The organism is Chloroflexota bacterium (assembly GCA_016875535.1).
Classification (GTDB): domain Bacteria; phylum Chloroflexota; class Dehalococcoidia; order SHYB01; family SHYB01; genus VGPF01.
The window spans coordinates 1-19,470 of record VGPF01000048.1 but is presented as its reverse complement, the minus strand read 5'-3'; the positions used below and the strand labels follow the sequence as shown (position 1 = coordinate 19,470).

The window sequence follows — 19,470 nt, the reverse complement described above, 5'->3', positions numbered from 1 at the left end:
GATGATCTCCTCTGCCGCAAACCGTTTCCTTGGCATCGCTGCCTCCCTTTCCGTCCAGGCATTTTCCCACTTTGCGCCTGGTCTAGTTTTTGGGGGGCAGGTCAGTCCTGCATCCATCTGTAGCTCAAGGATTTGGAGTTGCCTTCCTTACTGACTAATATCTTCGGTATGCCCTAAACTGGTTTTATTGCATCCAAATGCTTATTTCATTCCATCGATATCCGATTCGGACTACGCTCATTGTTATAATCCTTGTCCTGCTATACGTCTCTGCCTGGAGCGCTTTGCGCATTAACAAAGGCATGCATCAAGCGCGATCTGCTGAGACAACTATTCAAAACCTTCGAGCTCTGTGGCAAGACATCGACTCGGGCTCCGTGGAGAATCTTGATTTAGGCAGGCAACATCTTTCGACTCTCAGCAATGAGCTTCTGGGCGCCAAAAGGACACTCAGCCCATTTATCAGAGTCGCCCCACTCGTTACTTGGCTTCCTGGGATTGGCGGCGACCTCAAAGCGAGCATAACGATGCTTCACTTAGGCACAGATATTGTCCAGACCTCCCAGGATCTTCTCGCTCGCTTCGATAACGTGGTAGACTCTGGATCTCGCAGCAGCGTGGCCAGCCTACTCCGAGATAGGCACATAAATGAGGATGTCTTATTGGCCCTGACCAATGAAACTCCATCTCTGCGCAAAGCCTTGCAGACCCTTGATGCTGCTGCAAAGATACAGGATCGTCTCAGCCACTCTGATCTTGGCTCAGGCGCTCAGAAAAGGGTGGCTCTCTCCGAAGAAGTCACAAAACATCTTCAAACGTTGGTCCGCATGTCCCTGGCGGCGGCCGAGTCCTGGCAATCCTTCCTCGGCTTTTCCACGCCGCGCACCTATCTCATCGTCGCCCACAACAGCGATGAGCTTCGCGCCACTGGCGGCTTCATCCCCGGCGCCTGGATCGTCACTTTTGATCAAGGCGTCATGACGGAGCTCACGTTCTGGGATACCCTGGATGTTGACGCCATCACCACTGCTCCCCCATTGCCTCCCCAGGGGCTCCTGGAGACTATCTGGGCTGGAGCATGGTTGTTTCGGGACGCCAGCTGGTTCCCCGACTTTCCAGAGACCGCTCGCGCCATGGAGCGCTACTTCCAGATGGACCGCCCGCGCGAGTTCGCCGGCGTCATCGGCCTCAACCAATGGGGCGTCCAGGAGATACTCCGGGCGCTTGGGCCGATAACTCTCCCCTCAGGTCAGGTCATGACACAAGAGACCTTTGTCACCCTCATGGAAGACGGGACAGATGCAGAAGGTCGGGCCTTCATGGACACGATCCTTCAAGCGTCCCTCAACCGTCTCCAAGAAGAGCCCTCTCCTTTCCTCCTTGCCTCCCTCTTTTTAGGCCTGAACCGAAGTCTTGAGCAGAAGCATCTCCTCCTCGCCTTCCACGAGCCCGCCCTCCGCGCCATGGCGGAGCGGAATCGCTGGAATGGCGACCTGCGCGATGTGGAAGGCGACTACCTGATGGCTGTGGACAGCAATGTGGGCTTCAACAAGGTCAATCGCAACATCACCCGGTCGCTGAAATATGATCTGGCACTGACGCCCACAGGCGGCGAGGCCAGACTTGAGATCGTCTACACGAATAAGAGCCGGATATCCGGCTCTAGCGGTTGCGCTGTGCAGAGTGGCCCTGTGCCGGTGGAGAGTTATGCAATCCTAAAGAATGCGTGCTACTGGAACTTCCTCCGCGTCTACGTGCCCATCGGGTCTTCTCTTGCCGGAGCCTCTCCCTTCCCCATGCCCCAGGGCGCCCTCTATCGCCGGGTCGGCTACAACGATATCGAAGAGACGAGCCGTACCTATCAAGAGAACGACAAGCAAGTCTATGCGGGCTTTTTCACGGTTCCCGAGGGGCAAACTCGCTCCGTGGCCTTTCATTACAGCATCCCCAAGTCAGCGATGCTGGTGCAAGGTAACCTGCTGACCTATCGCCTGACCATTCAGAAACAGCCAGGACTGCAGGCTGAGCCTGTCACCATCGCCGTCAGTCTTCCGGATGGGTATCGCCTTCGCTCTTCGAGTGCAACCCCGATCTCGCAAGAAGACCGCACGCTCCTATATTCCTTCTCTCTCGATACTGATAAGGAGCTGACTGTTGTATTGCAGCGTGGCTAATAGGCGGGCATCCTTCTTGAAGGCCGCATTGGCCATCGCGGCAATCGCAGGCACTTCACTGCTCTTCAGTGCCTGCGAACAGTCCACAAACGCTCCAGGCCTGCCTCTAACCCCCGATGAAGATCGCGAGTTCACTGTCTCGACCTCCGCCACTGTCATCATAGAGCCCGCCGGGCCTGAGGCCGTGCTGGCTCGTGTCCAAGTCTCCCCAGACATAGCCTCCGTGGCCGCCGGACAGCGGTTCGTTTTCACAGCCATAGCCTTTGACGCTGCTGGTAAACCGATCCCCCAAGCCAAGGTGGAGTGGAAGGCCCATCCCGAGGCGGGGAGGATTTCATCTGCAGGGCTTTTCGCCTCAGCCAAAGTGCCTCGCATCTATCGAGACGCTATAGAGGCAAAGGTAACGCATCGAAGTGTGGTCATCGTGAAATCGGCTTCGGTTGAGATTGTAGACCCGGCAGTCTCTGCCGCGCGGGCCCTTCAAACCGTTGCTGTCTATCCGGCCAGCATCGCGCTCCTGCCTGGGCAGGTAGCCGGCCTGAGCGCCCTAGGATGGGACGAACAAGGCCAATTCGTTCAAGGCCTTCGTTTTACCTGGAGCGTCGCCGATCCCAGGATAGGCCAGGTTGACCGCCTTGGCTTCTTCACTGCCGGAACAAGCCCCGGGGTATACCCCAAAGGCGTCAGCGTCACCGCCATCCAAGAAACTGCCCAAGGTCTTATCGAGCGGCAGGCCTTTGTTGCCGTAACCGTGAGGGAGCAAGGCCTGGAAGCCCGCATTCTGAGCCAGCTTTCCGTTGTTCCAAATAACGTCGTCCTTGCCCCTGGGCAGCGGGTCTCTTTCCTGGCTCGCGCCTTTGACCAGAGCGGCCGCTCTTTGGGTCAAATCACGTACGAGTGGGCAGCGGTGACTGCACAAGCGGGCAGGATAGAACACCCTGGCCAGTTCGTGGCAGGCCAGCAAACTGGCCGCTTTGAGAACGCCATAAAGCTCACGGCGACTCAGTCATTGCCATCCGGGCCTGTCTCAGTCACAGCAACGGTCTCCGTCACCGTCCAACTGCCTCCCGCGCGCGGCGTTTTAGCCACGGCGCGTATCACGCCCGGTAGCGTGACCGCTCAGCCTGGCCAGCGATTCATCTTCTCATCCGCAGGATTCGACGCTCAGGGCAAAAATGTCCCCGTGCGCGTATCCTGGAGCATGGAGGATTCCGCCGCAGGATCCATCACCCAAACCGGCATCTTTGTCGCGGGTATGACACCGGGCGTCCATCGGAATGCTGTCAAACTCGAGCTTGTTCAAGACCAGGACGGGCGCAGGGTCAGAATTGTGCAATATGCGAGCGTGAGCATCGTCGGGAAGCTGGCGAAAGTCGAAATCGTACCGGACACCATCGTGGTTGTTTCAGAACAGTCCATCGCGCTCCGAGCAATCGGCTACGATGACCAAGGGCTCCAGATATTGCCGCTCCGACTCAGGTGGAGCATGGTAGACCCTAAGGCTGGGCGCATCGAATCGTCCGGTATCTTCACCGCAAGTGCCGCGCCTGGGACGTACCAGGGCGCCGTGCGGGTTCTGGCGTCTGATGGCGGGGCACGATAATGGAAAACCCAAAGCTCTTTGAACGGCTGCCGGCCTTCATAAACCAAAACCTCTCTCAGATCCTGCACCCATCTGCCAATTTCCCGCGCTCTCGGACTATCGTCGCAGCATCTGTCCTCTGTCTCTCCGCTATTCTATTGGCCTCATGCTCCGGATCCTTAAAAGGCGGCTCCTCGGCCAGAACTGTGCTGTCCGAGGCGGCCATTCCTCTCCAGTTCAGCGTTTCATCCTCCGCAGAAGCCCGCACCGAAGCAGGCCAACCCCTCTTCATCTCTGGAGGCCAGGCTTCCCTCCGAAGCAGAGATGGCAACGTCATAGCGTTGGAACTTCCGATTGCCGTCCCTGCAGGTCAGCAGATGGGATCGTTCAGAGATTCCAGCATTGGCATTACGGTGACAAAAAAACCTGATGGGAAATTGACAGCAGAACTTCCTCTCTCGCAGATAGCGGGTAACCTGTCCTTGACCTTGCAGGCGGACGTGCAAGCCGTCCAGCGTTCAGATTCGGCGGTGACCCTTTCACTCGCTAATATGCAAGTGACCACTGGCTCTCTCGCCCCGCCTGCGCCCAAGGATGTCCCTCCGCTTGTGCAATCGCTGCAGCTTGGATTCGGCCTTCATCAGCTCCCGGTTACGGCAAAAGTCTCCGTATCCGCGCGGCAGAACCTTTCGTCAGGTGAAATCTCAGCCGCGGGAGCCCTCATCAAAGAGACCAAGGATTGGGTGCCCGTCATCGCTGTGCAAGTTGACAAGCAGAATCTTCGGAACGGACAAGAAGTAGGCGAAGGCTTCCTCCTCATCCGCTCATCGCCCGGCACGAACAACGCCCGTTTCGCGGGCATCCGGATAGCGGATGACGGGTCAACCGAGCGCCTCACTGCCAGAGAAATCTCTCCTGGCCTTCTTCGCTTCTCTTCGCCGAGCGGTCTCTCCACCCTCCTCGTCGTTGACTTGGGTGAGAAAAACATCCCTAGCGCCACGCCAATGACTCCAAGCCCGACCCCAACGCCTGCACATACACCGTCGCCCCCTCCAACGCCAAGGCCTACCCCAACCAGCACCCCAACACCAACCCCATCGCCATTGCCAAGCCCTACGCCGATCGCGACGTCAACAGCCACGCCTCTGCCGACACCAACCTCTCTGCCGACACCAACCCTTGTTTCAACCCCAAGCCCTGTGCCAACACCGACCTCTCTGCCGACACCAACCCTTGTTTCAACCCCAAGCCCTGTGCCAACGCCCACCCCTGGTCTCACACTTGTGCCTACTCGTCCACCTGGCGGCGGTGGTGGCGGAGGCGGCGGCGGGGCCGCCTCAACACCCACCCCGTTCCCAACGGCAACTCCATTGCCAACCCCAACCACGATCCCTACACCCACACCCACCCAAACCCCGCAGGCAGACGATCGTTACGGCGTCATCTTGCACACTTCAAACCCAGCTGAGCAACAGTACTTTCTTGATACGCTTGGCACAAAATGGTTTATAGACTTCACCGCATCTCCAGTCGCGATCCCTGGACATCAGAAGGTGTTGTTCCTTGGCGGGACAGGTCTACCACTTGCGCAGATCCAAACGCTCACGCAGCAATTCCCTGGAGCTGTCTGGTACATTCTTGGCGAACCGAACGATGGCGGCGCTCGTCCCCAGACCGATGGACGGAACGATGGAACCCTTCCCGAAGGACTGGATGAAATCACTGCCGTTGTGGACCAGCTCCACATTCTCTACAGCCAGATCAAACAGTTAGACCCCACTGCCAAAATCACCAGCCCGTCTGTTCTGAACTGGGACTTTACCTGTACAGGCTGCGGAGGATACGAGTCTGGTCACTCCTGGACGGATAAGTTCTATACCCAATACGTCAATCGCCACGGCCCTCCGCCAATTGATATCTGGGCCATAGACGTCTACCCGATAGCCTGGGACAACTTGCCTACCGTCAATGCCAACCTCGCCATCGAACAAATCCAGAACATGCGAGCATTCCTAAACAACATCCACGCCCAGGCCAACAAACCTATCTGGATTACCGAGCTCTCCATGCACTGGGGCTACCCCGCAGCCAGCTTCAACACGCCCGGATGTGGCACGCTCCCCTCTCCTTCCGGCGCATACCAAACCACCCAAGTGATCAACTACATGGGGACTATTTTTAACTGGCTGGAGGCCAATTCCGCGCCGCTGAACATCCAACGCTGGTTCCAGTTCATCTCCTATAACGACATCACCACCTGCAACGGCGGCGCCTATGCCGGCATCAGCCTTTTCACCAGTCCCCAGACCGGCGCCCCGCTCAGCGCAACAGGCGAATACTTCCGCAACAGGGTGCTGAACATCATCCCCTAACGGCTCCTCCGCTTCCTCCGCTTGAAAAGAAAGGCCCGTGAGACTCACGGGTCTTTCTTTTCGCCTAGCGATTACCGTAGAAGGCTAGCTCTTTCGCATCATGCCGCAGGCCTCTTCCCTCTCCGCAAGAGGAAGAACCCTCCCACCACCACAACCGCAACAGCCACGCCCGCAACGGCGATAATCATCCCCGACCCGCCTCCCGCCTCCACCTTCACCTTTGCCTTTACCGCTACAACGGCAAAGGTGGAAAAACCCTCCGGCGACTCTGCTTGCAGGCGCACTTTGTCTGCGCCGGTTGCACCGCTTTGGTCAACGCTCAGAAACGATGCTCTCCCTTGGCCGTCTATGCGCAGCACGCGGAGGCTATTCTCAGGCCACTGCGCGAGCCAATCCCTCGTGACTGTGAAGACCAGCGTGCCGCTTGAGACAGTCGTGCCGCCACCCGGGCGGATTTCTACGGAATAGGCCATCGCCTCGATCGCCAGTCCGGCTCGCTCAGCGGCGCTGCGTCCAGCTGCCTCGATTTGCCCGCCTACGCTCACCGGGCGCACTTCTATCGCCACTGCCTCCGGGACCTGGCGGAGCGTCGCGACGACTTCCAGAGCCGCCTCCGGCTCAGGGCCGGCTGCGATTGCCACCGGTCCCGCCTCCAGCAGCACTCTCCGTACGGGTGTCGTGACCAGTTCACCTTGCACAGAGCCTGCTCCAACCTCGATGCGCATCCGGGCGGGCAGACCCTGGATGGTCAGGGGAATGATGACAGTCCCCTGGTCGCCGGACGGAGAAAACGTTGCTTGCAAGCCGGACTGCGGATCGCTGAACGACCCGAGGCGTTGGCCGGCCGCGAGCCGTACCGGAAACTGGATCGCTTGCCCGCTCCCACTCGTGGCGATGGCAACTGTCTTGCCGCTCACAAGCGTCAACGGTGCTCCGTCCGATGCTAGCGCCGTCGTTTGCTGGCTTAGGGTTATCCCAAGGAGCGGCGGCGCGGTTGGCTGAGGTGTTGGCGAAGGCGGTCGGGTCGGCGGCGAAGTGGAAGGCGGTGTCGGCGAAGGAGGTGACGTGGGCGCCTGGGTTGGAACAGTAGTCGGCGTGACCACGGGAGTTGGGGCGGGGGTCGCCGTGGGCGGCGGTTCAGGTGTCGGTGTCACTTCAGCCGGTGGCGGTCTGCTTGGCGGCGGCATAGGCACCGTTTGCCCCTGAGCAGCCTGAGGCGATGCGTAGTCAAGCGCCATAGGCAGCACAGCAGCGGTTACCAGAACAGCAAGCCCGGCCCAAAATACCAGGCAGCGCACGATGATCGCCCTATATTTGTGGATTTCACCCATGAGGCGGTAAGCCTTAAGCCTCTTTACCTCTGAGGACACGAAAAACCATCATACGGGGCCTCCCGATGGTATGTCCATCCAAACCTGTTTCCCCCTGCATGACAACCCCTCGCTTCACGTGACCTTCACGAGCATTGTGCCCTATTTCACAACTCCTTCACACCCCCAACCCATACTGCTTTTGCATAGCCCCTGGCCTCTCTCCGGCTATGCAGAAGGAGAATCTATGCGATTAGCTCGGCTTCCAAGGTTCCACGTTATCGTCGGTCTTTTCTTGTTATCGTTGCAGCCCTGGCTTTTGCCGCCTGTGAAGGCAACATTGCCAAGGACTACCAAGAGTCGCTGAAAGAGAGCCGCACCGCTACCGCCAAGGCCCCCCAGCAGCCGGTAGCGCCTCCTGCCGCTTCAGGTGGCGGCTCCCAGGCAACGCCTGTGGCCATCCAAGGCCAAGCGGCAAGTTTCACCTTAGCCACCGATCTTCAGCACGGTCAGCTCACCTTCGTGGGCGTCGGCGGGGCCATTGATAAGATCGGCAATCCGGCCATCGAGGTCGCCCTTGGCGCGAACATTGACGTTACCCTCGTCAACGGCGATGGCGTTGAGCATGACATCTCGTTCCCGGACTTCAACGCTACTTCTGCTCGCATCACAGCCAAGGGGAGCCAGACAAAGGTCAGCTTTGTGGCGAACAAGGAAGGCTCCTTCACCTACTTCTGCGCCGTCCCCGGCCATCGCGCGGCAGGCATGGAAGGCAAACTCATCGTCGGCAAGGGTGCCGGACAGCAGCCCCAGGTCCAGGCCGTGAGCATCGTCCGCGACCCCACGGAAGTTCCGCCCCCCATCGGCCGCCGGGGTCCCGTCACCCATCGCGTCAGCCTTGAGACGGTGGAGGTCACCGGGAAGTTGGCCGATGGCACCTCCTACTACTACTTCACCTTCGGCGGCAAAGTCCCCGGCCCCATGTACCGCGTCCGCGTGGGCGATACGATGCAGATGACCCTCAAGAACAACGCCGCCAGCAAGTTCGTCCATTCGATTGACCTGCACTCTGTGACCGGCCCCGGCGGCGGCGCCACGCTCACCCAAACGCCTCCCGGCGGCGAAAAGACCTTCACTTGGAAGGCTGTGAACCCGGGCCTCTACGTCTACCACTGCGCCACACCCTCCGTCGCCCACCACATCACCAGCGGCATGTACGGCCTCATCCTGGTGGAGCCCGAAAACGGCCTCCCCCCCCGTTGACCGCGAGTTCTACGTCATGCAGGGCGAGCTCTACACCCAAAAACCCTTCGGCGAAAAGGGCCACCAGGAGTTCAGCGTCACCAAGATGCTCGCTGAGCAGGCCGAGTACGTGGTTCTCAACGGCGCCGTAGGCTCCCTCACCACGGAGAAGCCGCTCCGAGCCCGCGTGGGCGAGACCGTCCGCATCTACTTCGGCGTCGGCGGCCCCAACTACACCTCGTCCTTCCACGTCATCGGTGAGATCTTCGACCGGGTCTACATGGAAGGCTCCATGTCGCCTCCAGCCACCGATGTGCAGACCACCTACGTCCCAGCCGGCGGCTCCGCCATCGTCGAATTCAAGATTGACGTGCCCGGCCGCTACATCATCGTGGACCACTCCCTCTCACGCCTGGAGCGCGGACTCGCAGGCTTCATCCTCGCTGAAGGGCCGGACAATCCCTCCGTCTTCAAAGAGGGCAACGCTCCGTAGCAACAGGCCTCGCAGGAAGAAACATAAAGCCCCCTCCCGGGATCCCGGGAGGGGGCTTTTACGTGTACAGGTATGCGATGCTGTGAGGCGCGTTTACCAGCGGCCGCCGCGGTCTCCTCGGTCTCCGCGATCGCCTCTGTCCCCTCTATCGCCTCGGTCTCCGCCGCCGTAGCCGCCACCGCCGCCCCTCGGTGGGCGCGATTCCGTGCGCTCGCGGGCCTCGTTCACCTTCAGGGCGCGCCCGTCCAGCATCTGGCCGTCCAGCGCCGCGACGGCCTTCTTCGCCTCTTCATCGCTGGCGAATTCCACAAAGCCGAAGCCACGGGAGCGGCCCGTGTACCGGTCAGTCATCACCATGGCCGATTCGATCTTCCCGTGCGGGGCGAAAGCCTGGTGCAACTGATCGTCCGTCGTCGAATAACTCAGATTGCCGACATACAGTCTCTTACCCACTCTGCTCTATCTCCTTTGCCTAACAAAATGCGCGGGCTGCCACATCCTTGCGTCCAACCAGTTGCGGCACCCGCGCTTATTCGCGTCCAACCGTTGTCCGGGAGAGACGCTCTTCACGCCGCTCCACCAGGGAATATAGCAACCCGTGCCGGAAAGTGCAAGAGCTCTGCCGAAATGTGCCGCATTTTGCCTATCGCCACGGTAAAGTCGGCAGGAAGCCGACATACTGTATACACAAGCACAGGGATTCGCGTTTCTCATCAGCTACATAGAGTTGCTGTGTCAGACCACATCGCTTCCGCTCTCTCTTCAGGTCGTCCCTGGGTTATACTGGTGGCCGTGCCGATTTTCAGCCTATCCGGAGGAGTTTTGTGACTACGAACAAGCCAGGCGTCCGCATCGAAAAGGACACGATGGGCCCCATGGAGGTCCCTGAGTCCGCCTATTACGGCGCCTCCACCATGCGGGCCGTCCTGAACTTTCCCATCAGCGACCTGCGCTTCCAGCGCTCATTTATCCGCGCCCTGGGCCTCATCAAGCTCGCCGCAGCGCAAACAAACACCGAGCTTGGCCTCCTCGATAAGAAAATCTCGGACGCCATCGTGAAGGCCGCACAAGAGGTGGCCGATGGCAAGTTCGATAGCCACTTCGTGGTGGACATCTACCAGACCGGCTCCGGCACCTCCACCAACATGAACGCCAATGAAGTCATCGCCAACCGCGCCGGCGAACACCTCGGCAAGCCTCGCGGCTCCCGCGCCGTCCACCCCAACGATCACGTGAACACCGGGCAATCCTCCAATGACGTCATCCCCACGGCCATCCACATCGCCGCGCTCATTGACATCAACGAAAAGCTGATGCCCGCGCTGCTCAAGCTCCAAGCTTCGCTGGAAAAGAAGAGCAAGGAGTTCGCGAAGGTGGTGAAGACGGGCCGCACCCACCTGCAGGACGCCACACCCGTCACCCTCGGCCAGGAGTTCAAGGGCTACGCGGGCCAGGTTGAGCGTTCCATCAAGCGCCTCAAGGCGGCCCAGGCCGAACTTTCGGAAGTGGCCCTGGGCGGCACCGCCGTCGGCAGCGGCGTGAACACGCATCCCAAGTTCGCCAGGCTTACCTGTGCCCGTCTCACCAAGCTCACCGGCGTCAAAGTCGTCGAGACGAGCAGCCATTTCCAGGCCCAGGCTACGCTGGACAACATCGTCGCCTCCGGCGGCGCCCTGCGCACCACCTCGGTCAGCCTGCTCAAGATCGCGCACGATATCCGCATGCTCGGCTCCGGCCCCCGCGCCGGCATCGGCGAAATCACTCTGCCCGAAGTCCAGCCCGGCAGCTCCATCATGCCCGGCAAGGTGAACCCCGTCATCGCCGAATCCCTCATCCAGGTCTGCGCCCAGGTCATCGGCAACGACGCCGCCATCGTGATGAGCGGCCAGTGGGGCTTCTTCGAGCTCAACACCATGATGCCCGTGGCAGCCTATAACCTCCTCCAGTCCGTCAACCTCCTCGCCGCGGCCTCCTCCAACTTCGCCGTCCAGTGCGTGGACGGCATCAAGGCCACGGACCACGGCCCGCAGATGGTCATCAAGGGCCTGATGCTCGCCACCGCACTCGCGCCCGTCGTCGGCTACGATAAGGCGGCCGCCATCGCCAAAGAGGCGGCAAAGACGGGACGGACGATCCCCGAAGTAGCCAAGGAGCAGACGAACCTCACCGAAGCCCAGCTGAAGAAAGCGCTGGACCTTATCGCCATGACCAAGCCCGGCGCCAAGGCGGCGGGCGGCGGCGGTTAAGAGGCCGTCTTCCTCACAAAGTGCGCCGGGGCCGCCTCCACACGCCGCCTCCCGGGCACGCCGAGGGCCACCAGGAACATGACGCTCTTCCCCTCCGCATGGGGAGAGAAGAAGGCCGTCACTTCGTCGTCGAAGAAGGTGAGGCCGCTTGCGCCGAAGCCCTGGGCGTACGCGCTCAGGTAGAGCCTGCCTCCCGCGATGCCCGCCTCCATCTGCGCCGCGCGGTAGCCTCTATCGCCGAAGCGCGCCAGCACGCGGCGCAGATCGGTCAGGAAGAAGACGTCTGCCGAGGCGTCGGCCGAAAGCTCCTGGCCTAGGCCGAGAAAACCCGCCGTATCGCGGTAGTCGCCCTCCGTCAGCTGCTCCAGCGCCCCTTCGCCCCGGCGGTAGTAATACGAGCCGCTCGGCAGGCCATCCACCGCGTGGACGATGAGATACAGGTCACTCGTCGTCGCGCCCAACGGCTCCAGGTAGTCGGCGGCGATGCCTCCTGTCGCCGCGCGGAGGCAGGCCGAAAGCTGGGCGAAGGTGATCGCCTCGCGTTCGAACCGCCGTGAGGAGCCGCGCTTCATGATCACGCGCTCCACCGGGTCCTCCACCGCCCTTTCGTCCAAGGGCGCCAGCGGAAAGAGCCTCCCCTTAGGGGGCGGCGCGATGACGGGCGGCGGCGCGCCTCTCCAGGCCTTCACCGCTTCGCCGCTCGCCAGCGAGGAGGCGGCATGCATCGCGCGGATGGCCGGGTAGTCCACTTCGCTTGCCGAAAGGGGCATCAGCGTGATGGACAGCCCGCCCACAGGCGGCGGCTCCGGCGGCGCGTCTGCGCCCGCGCCCAGCGGCACCAGGGCCACCGTCGCCTCCTTCTCCCGGTTGAGCGCCAGCAGGCGGGCCACCGGCTCATCGGCAAAGCCCATGACAAGCTTGGCGGGCCAGACGTTCCCCGTGGCCGCCGCAAGGAAATTCGCGAGGATGGTGCCGCTATCCCAAAAGGCGTGGCGGTAGGCCCGCGCCTGATATTTCCACGCATTGCGCCAGTACGTAGTGGTGAAGAGAAAGACTACCGGCGCACCCGCCACGGAAGGCTCGCCGCCTGTTGCCTCCACCAGCACGCGCCGGTAGTCGCCCGCGCGCAGGCGGCGCAGGGCGAAATCGTGGACGCCGAAGTGATAGACGCCCGCCGAAAGGCCCGGGATATCGCCGCAGAGGATATAAAACTCGATGTGGTAGAGGGCGCCGGTGCAGGCGGCGGCGCGGAAGGGGCGCTGTTCTGCGCCGTGGGTCAGGAACTTCGTGATGCCGCCGGAGAAAAAGCAGAGGTTCGTCAGGTCATCGCTGGTGATGGCCTGGGGCGGGCGGTCCGGCCCGTGCCCGGCGATGGAGGCCAGCGCCGGATGCGATGAGGCCCGCAGCTCCCGAGGGAGCGGCATCGGCTCCAGGTTCTCGATGACCTTGTAAGGCATCGGCTGGTTGGCCCAGTCCATGTAGTGCCGGTTCGTGCGGATGCTCTCCGGCGAATGCTTGGTGGCATTGTGGTAGGCCCATGCCGCCTCGCCCTGTTGGGTGGTCATAGGCTCCACCCGCTAGCGGCGCGGCTTGAAGATACCGAACGAGCTGGTGAAGCCGTGCAGAAAGGTCGTTTGCCCAACGGGGCCGATCTCGCCGTTGCAGAAAAAGCCGCCCAGCGGCATCCGGCCTACTTCGCGCAGGAAGAGGTCCGTATCGTGGTTCGGCCTGCCGAAGAGGTTCGCCCCGCGGCCCACGCAGGAAAAGAGTAGCGCGCCGGCATCGGCCTTCGGGAGCCGGTTGCCCGCATAGCGCCGCAGCGTCCCTTCCAGGTCCTCCGCCGCCGTGGCCGCATCGCGCACATGGAACTGCACCACCTGCCCTTCCGTTAGCAGCTCCCCGATGACGAAGCCCTCCGACTCCTGGTGCATGCCCAGGACGTTGCGGATTAGGAAATCGCCCGCCTTGAACTCCTCCAAGAGCGGGTCCGTGACGATGCCCAAATGCAGCGCCGAGTTGATGAGCTGGCGGTCGCGGTCGCTGCACTCCGCAAAGACCTCGCGCAGGACGTCCATGGGCTTCCGGTTGTCCAGCTCCAGCAGAACGTTCTGGCGGCACCGGGTGACGATGTACGGCTTGCCGATGGGCCGACAGCCCTGCGCCACCACTGTATCCACCTGGATATTGCCCGCCATCGCCAGAGTCACAGCCCCCTTGCGAAAGACCTTCTCGTTCAGGAAGAGGGCGTTGCCGCCGGGCATCCGCGCCGCGCTGGCAAGCCCGCCGATCTTGGCGCTCTTGGGGAAGGCGTAGTCCAGGCCGGAGACGAGCATCTCCGATCGGATCGTGAACGGATCGGGCAGGACGATGAAGTGCGGCTCCTCGCTCGCCGTCACCCCGGCCAGCTGCTCCCAGGCGCCCGGCCCGGCGTCCGGACTCGGGATAGAGGCTTCATCGGCGTAGAAGCCGGAGAGCTTCACATCGGGCAGCGCCGCCGCCGTGAGCGAAAAGGCCGCCTCGTCCTCCACCTCGCGCCCGCCCCCGATGACTCCCCCCGCAGAACAGCCGATAAGGGTCTTTGCGCCGAGGTTCGATTGCACGATCTGTGGAATAGACGGGAAGTCCACGGCGTGATGCGCCGAGACGAAGACGACTGCCAGGTCAGGCTGAACATCGCCCAGGTCCGCCTTCACCCGCGCAATAGTATCCGCAACGGCTTTTCTGACGGAAAATTCCTGTGATATGGCAGAGGCCCACTTCATGCTATCGCTCCTTCCGGTACATTATACGTGGGCGTCTTCGGAAGCGGCGGCTTCACGATACCTTCACGCCAAGCCCCCACCCATTCATGGATTCTGCAGGCGGCGGCCTGTAGACTCTCGCTGAATCGTTCAGCAGGAGGCCCACGATGGCGGCAGGCGTGATCGTTCCCTTAGACGGCTCATCCCTCGGCGAAGCGGTGCTCCCCTATGCCAAGCGCCTGGCGGCGGCCCTCAAGACTGACGTCATGCTGGTGCAGGTTGTCGAGCCCACTGCCAAGGAGCTGAAGCAGTACGCCAAGGGTGAAAAGCGTCCCCAGCTCCCGGAGGCCGGCGCGAGAGCGGCGCAGGCATACCTGGACAAGGCCGTCGGCCATTTCAAAGGCTCCGGCGTCGCCGTCTCCACCAAGGTGCTCACCGGCATCCCAGCTGTGGAGATCATCGGCCTGGGCGAAAAGAGCCGCCATGCCATCATCGTCATGCCCACCCACGGCAGGTCCGGCATCCGCCGATGGCTCCTGGGCAGCGTGGCCGATAAGGTCATCCACTATGCCGTGAACCCCGTCTTGGTCATGCACCCAAAGGCCAAGGGCGGCCCCACTGGGGAGGCCAGGCTCAGCGCCGTCATCGTGCCGCTGGACGGCTCGCCCGTGGCCGAGCAGTCGCTGCCCCAGGTTATACGGCTGGCCAGGGCTCTGGACCTCCGCGTCACGCTCCTGCAAGTCACGCCCTCCCTGGCCGATTTCACCAAGTGGAACGCCACCTACATGAGCGCGCCCACCACCGAGCTCGCCGCCACGGCGGAAGACCTGGCGAAGGATGCGGCGAAGTACCTGGCGGGCATCGCCTCACGCCTCAAGACCGAGGGCCTGAGGAACATCGAGACCTCCGTGCTCCAGGGCGATGCCGCAACCGCCATCCTCGCCGCAGCCGAAGGCTCCAAGGGCAGCTTCGTGGCGATGACGACGCGCGGGCGCACCGGCCTCACGCGCACCCTTTTGGGCAGCACCGCCGACCGGGTGGTGCGCCACGGCGGGACGCCCGTGCTGCTGGTGCGGCCTAAATAGCGGCGCCGGAAGCTATTTAGTCTTCTCCTCCCCGAAGAATGAGGCTCTCCCGGGGTGCTTTGCCCTGAAACAACAGAAGGAAATCATCACATGAACCTGTACAGTCCGAAACAGATGGCGTTCGCGCTGTGGCAAGCCGAGGGCGCCACGGCGGTCCCTGAAGTCTGCCGGAGAATGAGGACTAGTGAGCAGACTTCTATCGATGAGGAAGTGTCTATGCAGGCATGGGCGTTGAATTAATGCAGAGGCTGCGGTTACCCAAGGATGGGAGCCGAAAGCTCAAGCAACTCGTTGCCGACCTCAGCTTCAGCAAGCAGATGTTGCAGGATCTCCTCCGAAAAAAAACTGAGGCCCACTCATATGCGGCTCCACTCCCAATATCTACAGGCTTCGTACTAGGTCAGCGAACGCCGTTCGTGCACAGTGCTCGAGGCCTCCTGGCAGATGTCGGCATGTAGTTGCAGCAGATAACTAGGCAGCCTTGCGGATATGACTCCGAGACTTACAGGCGGTATTGCAGTGAAGACCGGTCCCACAGCGCTCCCGGAAATCGCAGTTCAAACGAATTCATGGAAGAAGCAAATCTGGCCTGAAACACTCAACAAATCTTCCTGAGGTTGATACCGGAATGGGCTTGGGCCCAATCAGACGTTTCCTCACTTTGCGCCTGGTTTAGTTTTTGGAGGGCAGGTCACCAAATCCGTGCATCATTGCCATTTCGGCCTTCCCCCGAAAACAGATCACTTGGGATTAGAGTCCTCCGTAGCAATAGAATAGCCAAGGAGGATGCACATAAGAGCACCTGTCTTGATTTTTCGTGTTATGCATGAAGAGCCTCGGACCGCCATGGCGTCTTGTGCTTCAGCATCGCGTTGAGGATAGTCAGGAGCTTTCGCATGCACGCCACCAAGGCTGTTTTCTTCGTTTTGCCTGCTGCGACGAGGCGGCGATAAAAGGCTCGAATGACTGGATTACCGCCGGGTCGCGACAAGCGCCGCCATATAGAGGGCCGCCCGAACCGAAGCCCGGCCTCCCCAAAAGGTCCGTTTCCCGCGCAGCGTTCCGCTGTCGCGATTGAACGGCGCCACACCAGCCAGAACCGCAATCTGCTTGCGGTTCAGCATGCCGAGCTCAGAGAAGTCGGCTACCAGGGTCATCGCCGTCACATTGCCGACGCCAGGCACCGTTGTGAGCAGGTCTTCCTTCTCGCGCTACAGCGGGCTCTGCCGAAGGAAGTCCCCCAGGTCTCCATCGAGATCGTCAAGATCCTTGCTGAGCCAGTCGATATGGCGCTGGATCTCTTTGCGCACCCGCGTGGGAGCGCGGCGCATCCGGCTCTTCTCTGCCGTGTGCATCTCGATGAGATGCACACGGCGCGCCGCCAGGGCACTGAGGATCTGGGCGTCCTCATCTGGCAGGGGACGTAGTGCCGGCCGCACCCGTTCGGCGAAGCAAGCGATGAGTTGCGCATCAATCGCATCCGTCTTCGCCAGCTTGCCCATCGCCTTCCCACAGTCACGCACCTGGCGCGGGTTCACGACGACCACAGGAAGACCCGCTACCGCAAGGACACCTGTGATCGCAATCTAGAGCCCGCCAGTCGCTTCCAAGACAACCAGCGCAGGAGCGATGCTCCGCAGGTGGTCTGCCACCTGACTCATCCCTGCTTCGGTATAGGGAACCTGCCAGACATTTCTTTCAGGAGCCACAGCGATATCGAGGACGCTTTCGATACATCGGTCCCAGCGCAGACAGATGGCATCCCTCTCCTCCTTGTTGGCCCAACCTTGTCGATACGGGCTCGAGGCCCAGACAACCGTTCGGCCTCGCCAGGAGCGCGGCGGGGCGACCTTGCTCTTATTCGGTCTCCCTGGACCATGGGAGAAAAGGCCTGTCCCACCGGCATCGCTGTGCTTAGAAAAGAGTCTACCGCATGGGCAAGATACAAGGGAAACGGCTCAGCGAAGAGCAGATTGCCCAGGTGCTCAGGGAGGAGAGACGGGCACGCCGCTCCGCCACTCCTGCAGCACTGCCGGCTTCTGTTCCGATGGCCATCGCCCTCCCCGTCCATGGCCGTTTTGACAGCCTTTACCGCACTCTCCATATCTCCTCCTGTGTCTACTTGGCCTATCCAAAGATCAAGTGGAGCACGACATTCACCTGGTCAAGCGTTCCCGCGCCAACTCTGTCATAATCAAGACATTAATGCTGGGATTGCTCGCTCCTGCCCGGACAATCATTTCTCTTTGATGTGAGGTAATATCTTGAGACCATTCACATCTTTTTACGCAAACGGATTTTGGGTTCTTCTGCTTTTGGTACTCGCCTCAATAGTCTCCTTGCTAGTTCTGGCTACAAAGATACCTGGTCCCAAGCAGACGGAGCTTCGTATCAATCAAACCGCCGCAAGGATGCAACGCCTAGCTAATGAACAAGCAAAACAACTTGGGGAACTAGCTACCTACTCTGAAACGATAGATAGACACCACGCCTCGATTAATAAAAAAATCGATGAAGCCAACGCACGACTTGATCCCGACCAAGGTCTTTCAGACCTAATCGTTGCTATGCTGATGAAAGATCAATGGGGTAGTCTTGACCCGAGTCTCCCATGGGAAATTGTTGGGGATGGAAGTTACCGCGCTGGTGCTGTGCCCAGAGAGCGTCGCCTCTCGGTAGGTCCCGCTCCTAATTCGTGGGTGCTTATGCGCACATCAGAGGATCCTGCATGGGGCCCAGATCCTACTGGCATGAACTGGTCGCGCACCGTAATGCTACATGGTGTCTTCACGCTAAACCCTCAAGGCAACTTCTCCTACACCCTCCTCTTCGGTACGAACAACGGAGACAATGCAAGTGGCCTTCAACGAAAGGGGATTGGATTTGCGATAGTTTTAAATGATTTCGACCATGGCATCTTCGGATTAGCACACGATGGCAAGGAGATCACAAAGGTACGCCTGGGAGATGCGGTGGCGACCTTGCAGACAATGCGTATTACTGCAATTAGCCGTGGGAATGGCCAAGTGGAATGGTATCAAAACGGCATATTTGCGGCCAAAATAACTGAGGGAGGCCCCACAGGCCCACCCATCAATTTTGGCGACCAAAATATCCAAGCAACTATCACGAATTTAGGTGTCCATATTTCCGAGGTGTCTATCCATGATGTCAAGGTATACGTCTCTCAAAACTGACGTCTTCCCCCAATTAGGCCCACGGGATTAGTGGAGTCCTGCCAGGCTGGTCCCCTCCCGGAAACCTGGTCCAAATGGAATGAGACTATTTGTGGGATGATTCGGCCCGAAAAACGAGGAGGATCATCGCATGAAACGGTCCAGATACAGCCCCGAGCAGGTGGCCTTCGCGCTACGCCAGGCCGAGGGCGGGACACCGGTGCCCGAGGTCTGCCGCAAGATGGGAATCAGTGAGCAGACCTTCTACCGGTGGAAGAAGGTCTATGCTGGCATGGGCGTGGAGGAGATGCTCCACCGCCGCATCCTCGAGGAGGAGAACCGCAAGCTGAAGCAGCTCCTGGCCGATCTCAGCCTGGATAAGCAGATGCTCCAGGACGTCCTGCGAAAAAATCGGTGAAGCCTGCTCGGATGCGACAGCACATCCACGATCTTCAGGTCAGCTACCAGGCGCTGATCTGCAGGTACGTGCGCGTGCGGCCTGAGCAGGCGGCTTTGCGGATGCGCCTGAGGGAGCTTGCGGCTGTTCGCGTCAGCTACGGCTACGAACGGCCCCACCTGCTCCTACGGCGGGAGGGCTGGCACGTCAACCACAAGCGCCTCTACCGCCTATACAGGGATGAAAGCCTCTGCCTCCGCCGCAAGCACCCCCAGCGCTGGGTTGCCCGTCAGAGACGGGAGATTCGGCCAACCGCGACGCGGCGAGAGAAGCGCTGTTCGCTAGACTTCATGCACGATGAGCTCATCGACGGCCGCTGCATCCGCACTTTGACGTTAGTCGATCACCTTGCCCGTGAGAGTCCCCCGTTAGTCATCTACCTGAACCTGACCGGCCATCGGGTCGTCGACGCCCTGGGCTACCTTGCGCTCCAAAGCCGGCCCCGCCGGGGAGGCGAAGCTCAGCGCCGTCGTCGTGCCGCTGGACGGCTCGCCCGTGGCCGAGCAGTCGCTGCCCCAGGTTATACGGCTGGCCAGGGCTCTGGACCTCCGCGTCACGCTCCTGCAAGTCACGCCCTCCCTGGCCGATTTCA

General features: G+C 60.8%; 14 protein-coding genes and 2 pseudogenes. 10 read left to right on the top strand and 6 right to left on the bottom strand.

Going from position 1 to position 19,470, the window contains the following annotated elements:
* Window positions 1-197 precede the first annotated feature (197 nt).
* Window positions 198-2,174 carry a DUF4012 domain-containing protein gene (locus FJ039_11040; GenBank protein ID MBM4406689.1) on the top strand — a complete coding sequence of 659 codons (1,977 nt, stop codon included), beginning with the start codon at window positions 198-200 and terminating at the stop codon, window positions 2,172-2,174.
* 223 nt (window positions 2,175-2,397) lie between these two features.
* Window positions 2,398-3,777, top strand: a complete 1,380-nt coding sequence (locus FJ039_11035) for a hypothetical protein (protein MBM4406688.1) — start codon at window positions 2,398-2,400, stop codon at window positions 3,775-3,777.
* Window positions 3,778-4,723: 946 nt separating this feature from the next.
* Here the strand turns inward: FJ039_11035 and FJ039_11030 are convergent.
* Window positions 4,724-5,035 (bottom strand): annotated as a pseudogene (locus FJ039_11030) (hypothetical protein).
* A 91-nt stretch (window positions 5,036-5,126) separates the two neighbouring features.
* On the opposite strand from FJ039_11030, the gene FJ039_11025 reads away from it, so the two are divergent.
* Window positions 5,127-6,128: a hypothetical protein gene (locus FJ039_11025; GenBank protein ID MBM4406687.1), complete on the top strand. Its 1,002-nt coding sequence runs from the start codon at window positions 5,127-5,129 to the stop codon at window positions 6,126-6,128.
* Between the two features lie 98 nt (window positions 6,129-6,226).
* Here FJ039_11025 and FJ039_11020 read toward each other — a convergent pair whose 3' ends face one another.
* Window positions 6,227-6,769 carry a hypothetical protein gene (locus FJ039_11020; protein MBM4406686.1) on the bottom strand — a complete coding sequence of 181 codons (543 nt, stop codon included), beginning with the start codon at window positions 6,767-6,769 and terminating at the stop codon, window positions 6,227-6,229.
* Window positions 6,770-7,891: 1,122 nt separating this feature from the next.
* On the opposite strand from FJ039_11020, the gene FJ039_11015 reads away from it, so the two are divergent.
* Both FJ039_11015 and FJ039_11010 read left to right on the top strand, forming a co-directional pair.
* Window positions 7,892-8,701, top strand: coding sequence for a hypothetical protein (locus FJ039_11015; GenBank protein MBM4406685.1), 810 nt, complete (start codon window positions 7,892-7,894; stop codon window positions 8,699-8,701).
* 16 nt (window positions 8,702-8,717) lie between these two features.
* A complete protein-coding gene (locus tag FJ039_11010) occupies window positions 8,718-9,173 on the top strand; it encodes a hypothetical protein (protein ID MBM4406684.1) in 456 nt (151 codons plus the stop codon).
* 93 nt (window positions 9,174-9,266) lie between these two features.
* Here the strand turns inward: FJ039_11010 and FJ039_11005 are convergent, their stop codons facing one another.
* The gene (locus FJ039_11005) at window positions 9,267-9,626 is read right to left on the bottom strand and encodes an RNA-binding protein (protein ID MBM4406683.1); all 360 of its coding nucleotides are present in this window, start codon (window positions 9,624-9,626) and stop codon (window positions 9,267-9,269) included.
* A 413-nt stretch (window positions 9,627-10,039) separates the two neighbouring features.
* Here FJ039_11005 and FJ039_11000 point away from each other — a divergent pair, with 413 nt between their 5' ends.
* A complete protein-coding gene (locus FJ039_11000) occupies window positions 10,040-11,419 on the top strand; it encodes a class II fumarate hydratase (GenBank protein MBM4406682.1) in 1,380 nt (459 codons plus the stop codon).
* Here FJ039_11000 and FJ039_10995 read toward each other — a convergent pair.
* Together FJ039_10995 and FJ039_10990 are read right to left on the bottom strand one after the other, a co-directional pair.
* Window positions 11,416-12,984 carry a SagB/ThcOx family dehydrogenase gene (locus tag FJ039_10995; protein ID MBM4406681.1) on the bottom strand — a complete coding sequence of 523 codons (1,569 nt, stop codon included), beginning with the start codon at window positions 12,982-12,984 and terminating at the stop codon, window positions 11,416-11,418. The two genes, FJ039_11000 and FJ039_10995, sit on opposite strands and share 4 nt — an antisense overlap.
* Before the next feature lie 12 nt (window positions 12,985-12,996).
* A complete protein-coding gene (locus FJ039_10990; protein ID MBM4406680.1) occupies window positions 12,997-14,181 on the bottom strand; it encodes a hypothetical protein in 1,185 nt (394 codons plus the stop codon).
* Window positions 14,182-14,327: 146 nt separating this feature from the next.
* On the opposite strand from FJ039_10990, the gene FJ039_10985 reads away from it, so the two are divergent.
* A complete protein-coding gene (locus FJ039_10985) occupies window positions 14,328-15,245 on the top strand; it encodes a universal stress protein (protein ID MBM4406679.1) in 918 nt (305 codons plus the stop codon).
* An 820-nt stretch (window positions 15,246-16,065) separates the two neighbouring features.
* Here FJ039_10985 and FJ039_10980 read toward each other — a convergent pair.
* Window positions 16,066-17,007 (bottom strand): annotated as a pseudogene (locus FJ039_10980) (IS110 family transposase).
* Window positions 17,008-17,509: 502 nt separating this feature from the next.
* Between FJ039_10980 and FJ039_10975 the strand changes: the two are divergent.
* The 3 genes from FJ039_10975 to FJ039_10965 all read left to right on the top strand — a co-directional run.
* A complete protein-coding gene (locus FJ039_10975; GenBank protein MBM4406678.1) occupies window positions 17,510-18,442 on the top strand; it encodes a hypothetical protein in 933 nt (310 codons plus the stop codon).
* Between the two features lie 130 nt (window positions 18,443-18,572).
* Window positions 18,573-18,839 (top strand): transposase, encoded by a 267-nt coding sequence (locus FJ039_10970; protein ID MBM4406677.1) that lies wholly within the window; start codon window positions 18,573-18,575, stop codon window positions 18,837-18,839.
* Between the two features lie 11 nt (window positions 18,840-18,850).
* The coding region (locus tag FJ039_10965) for a transposase (GenBank protein ID MBM4406676.1) at window positions 18,851-19,470 on the top strand (620 nt) is incomplete at its 3' end.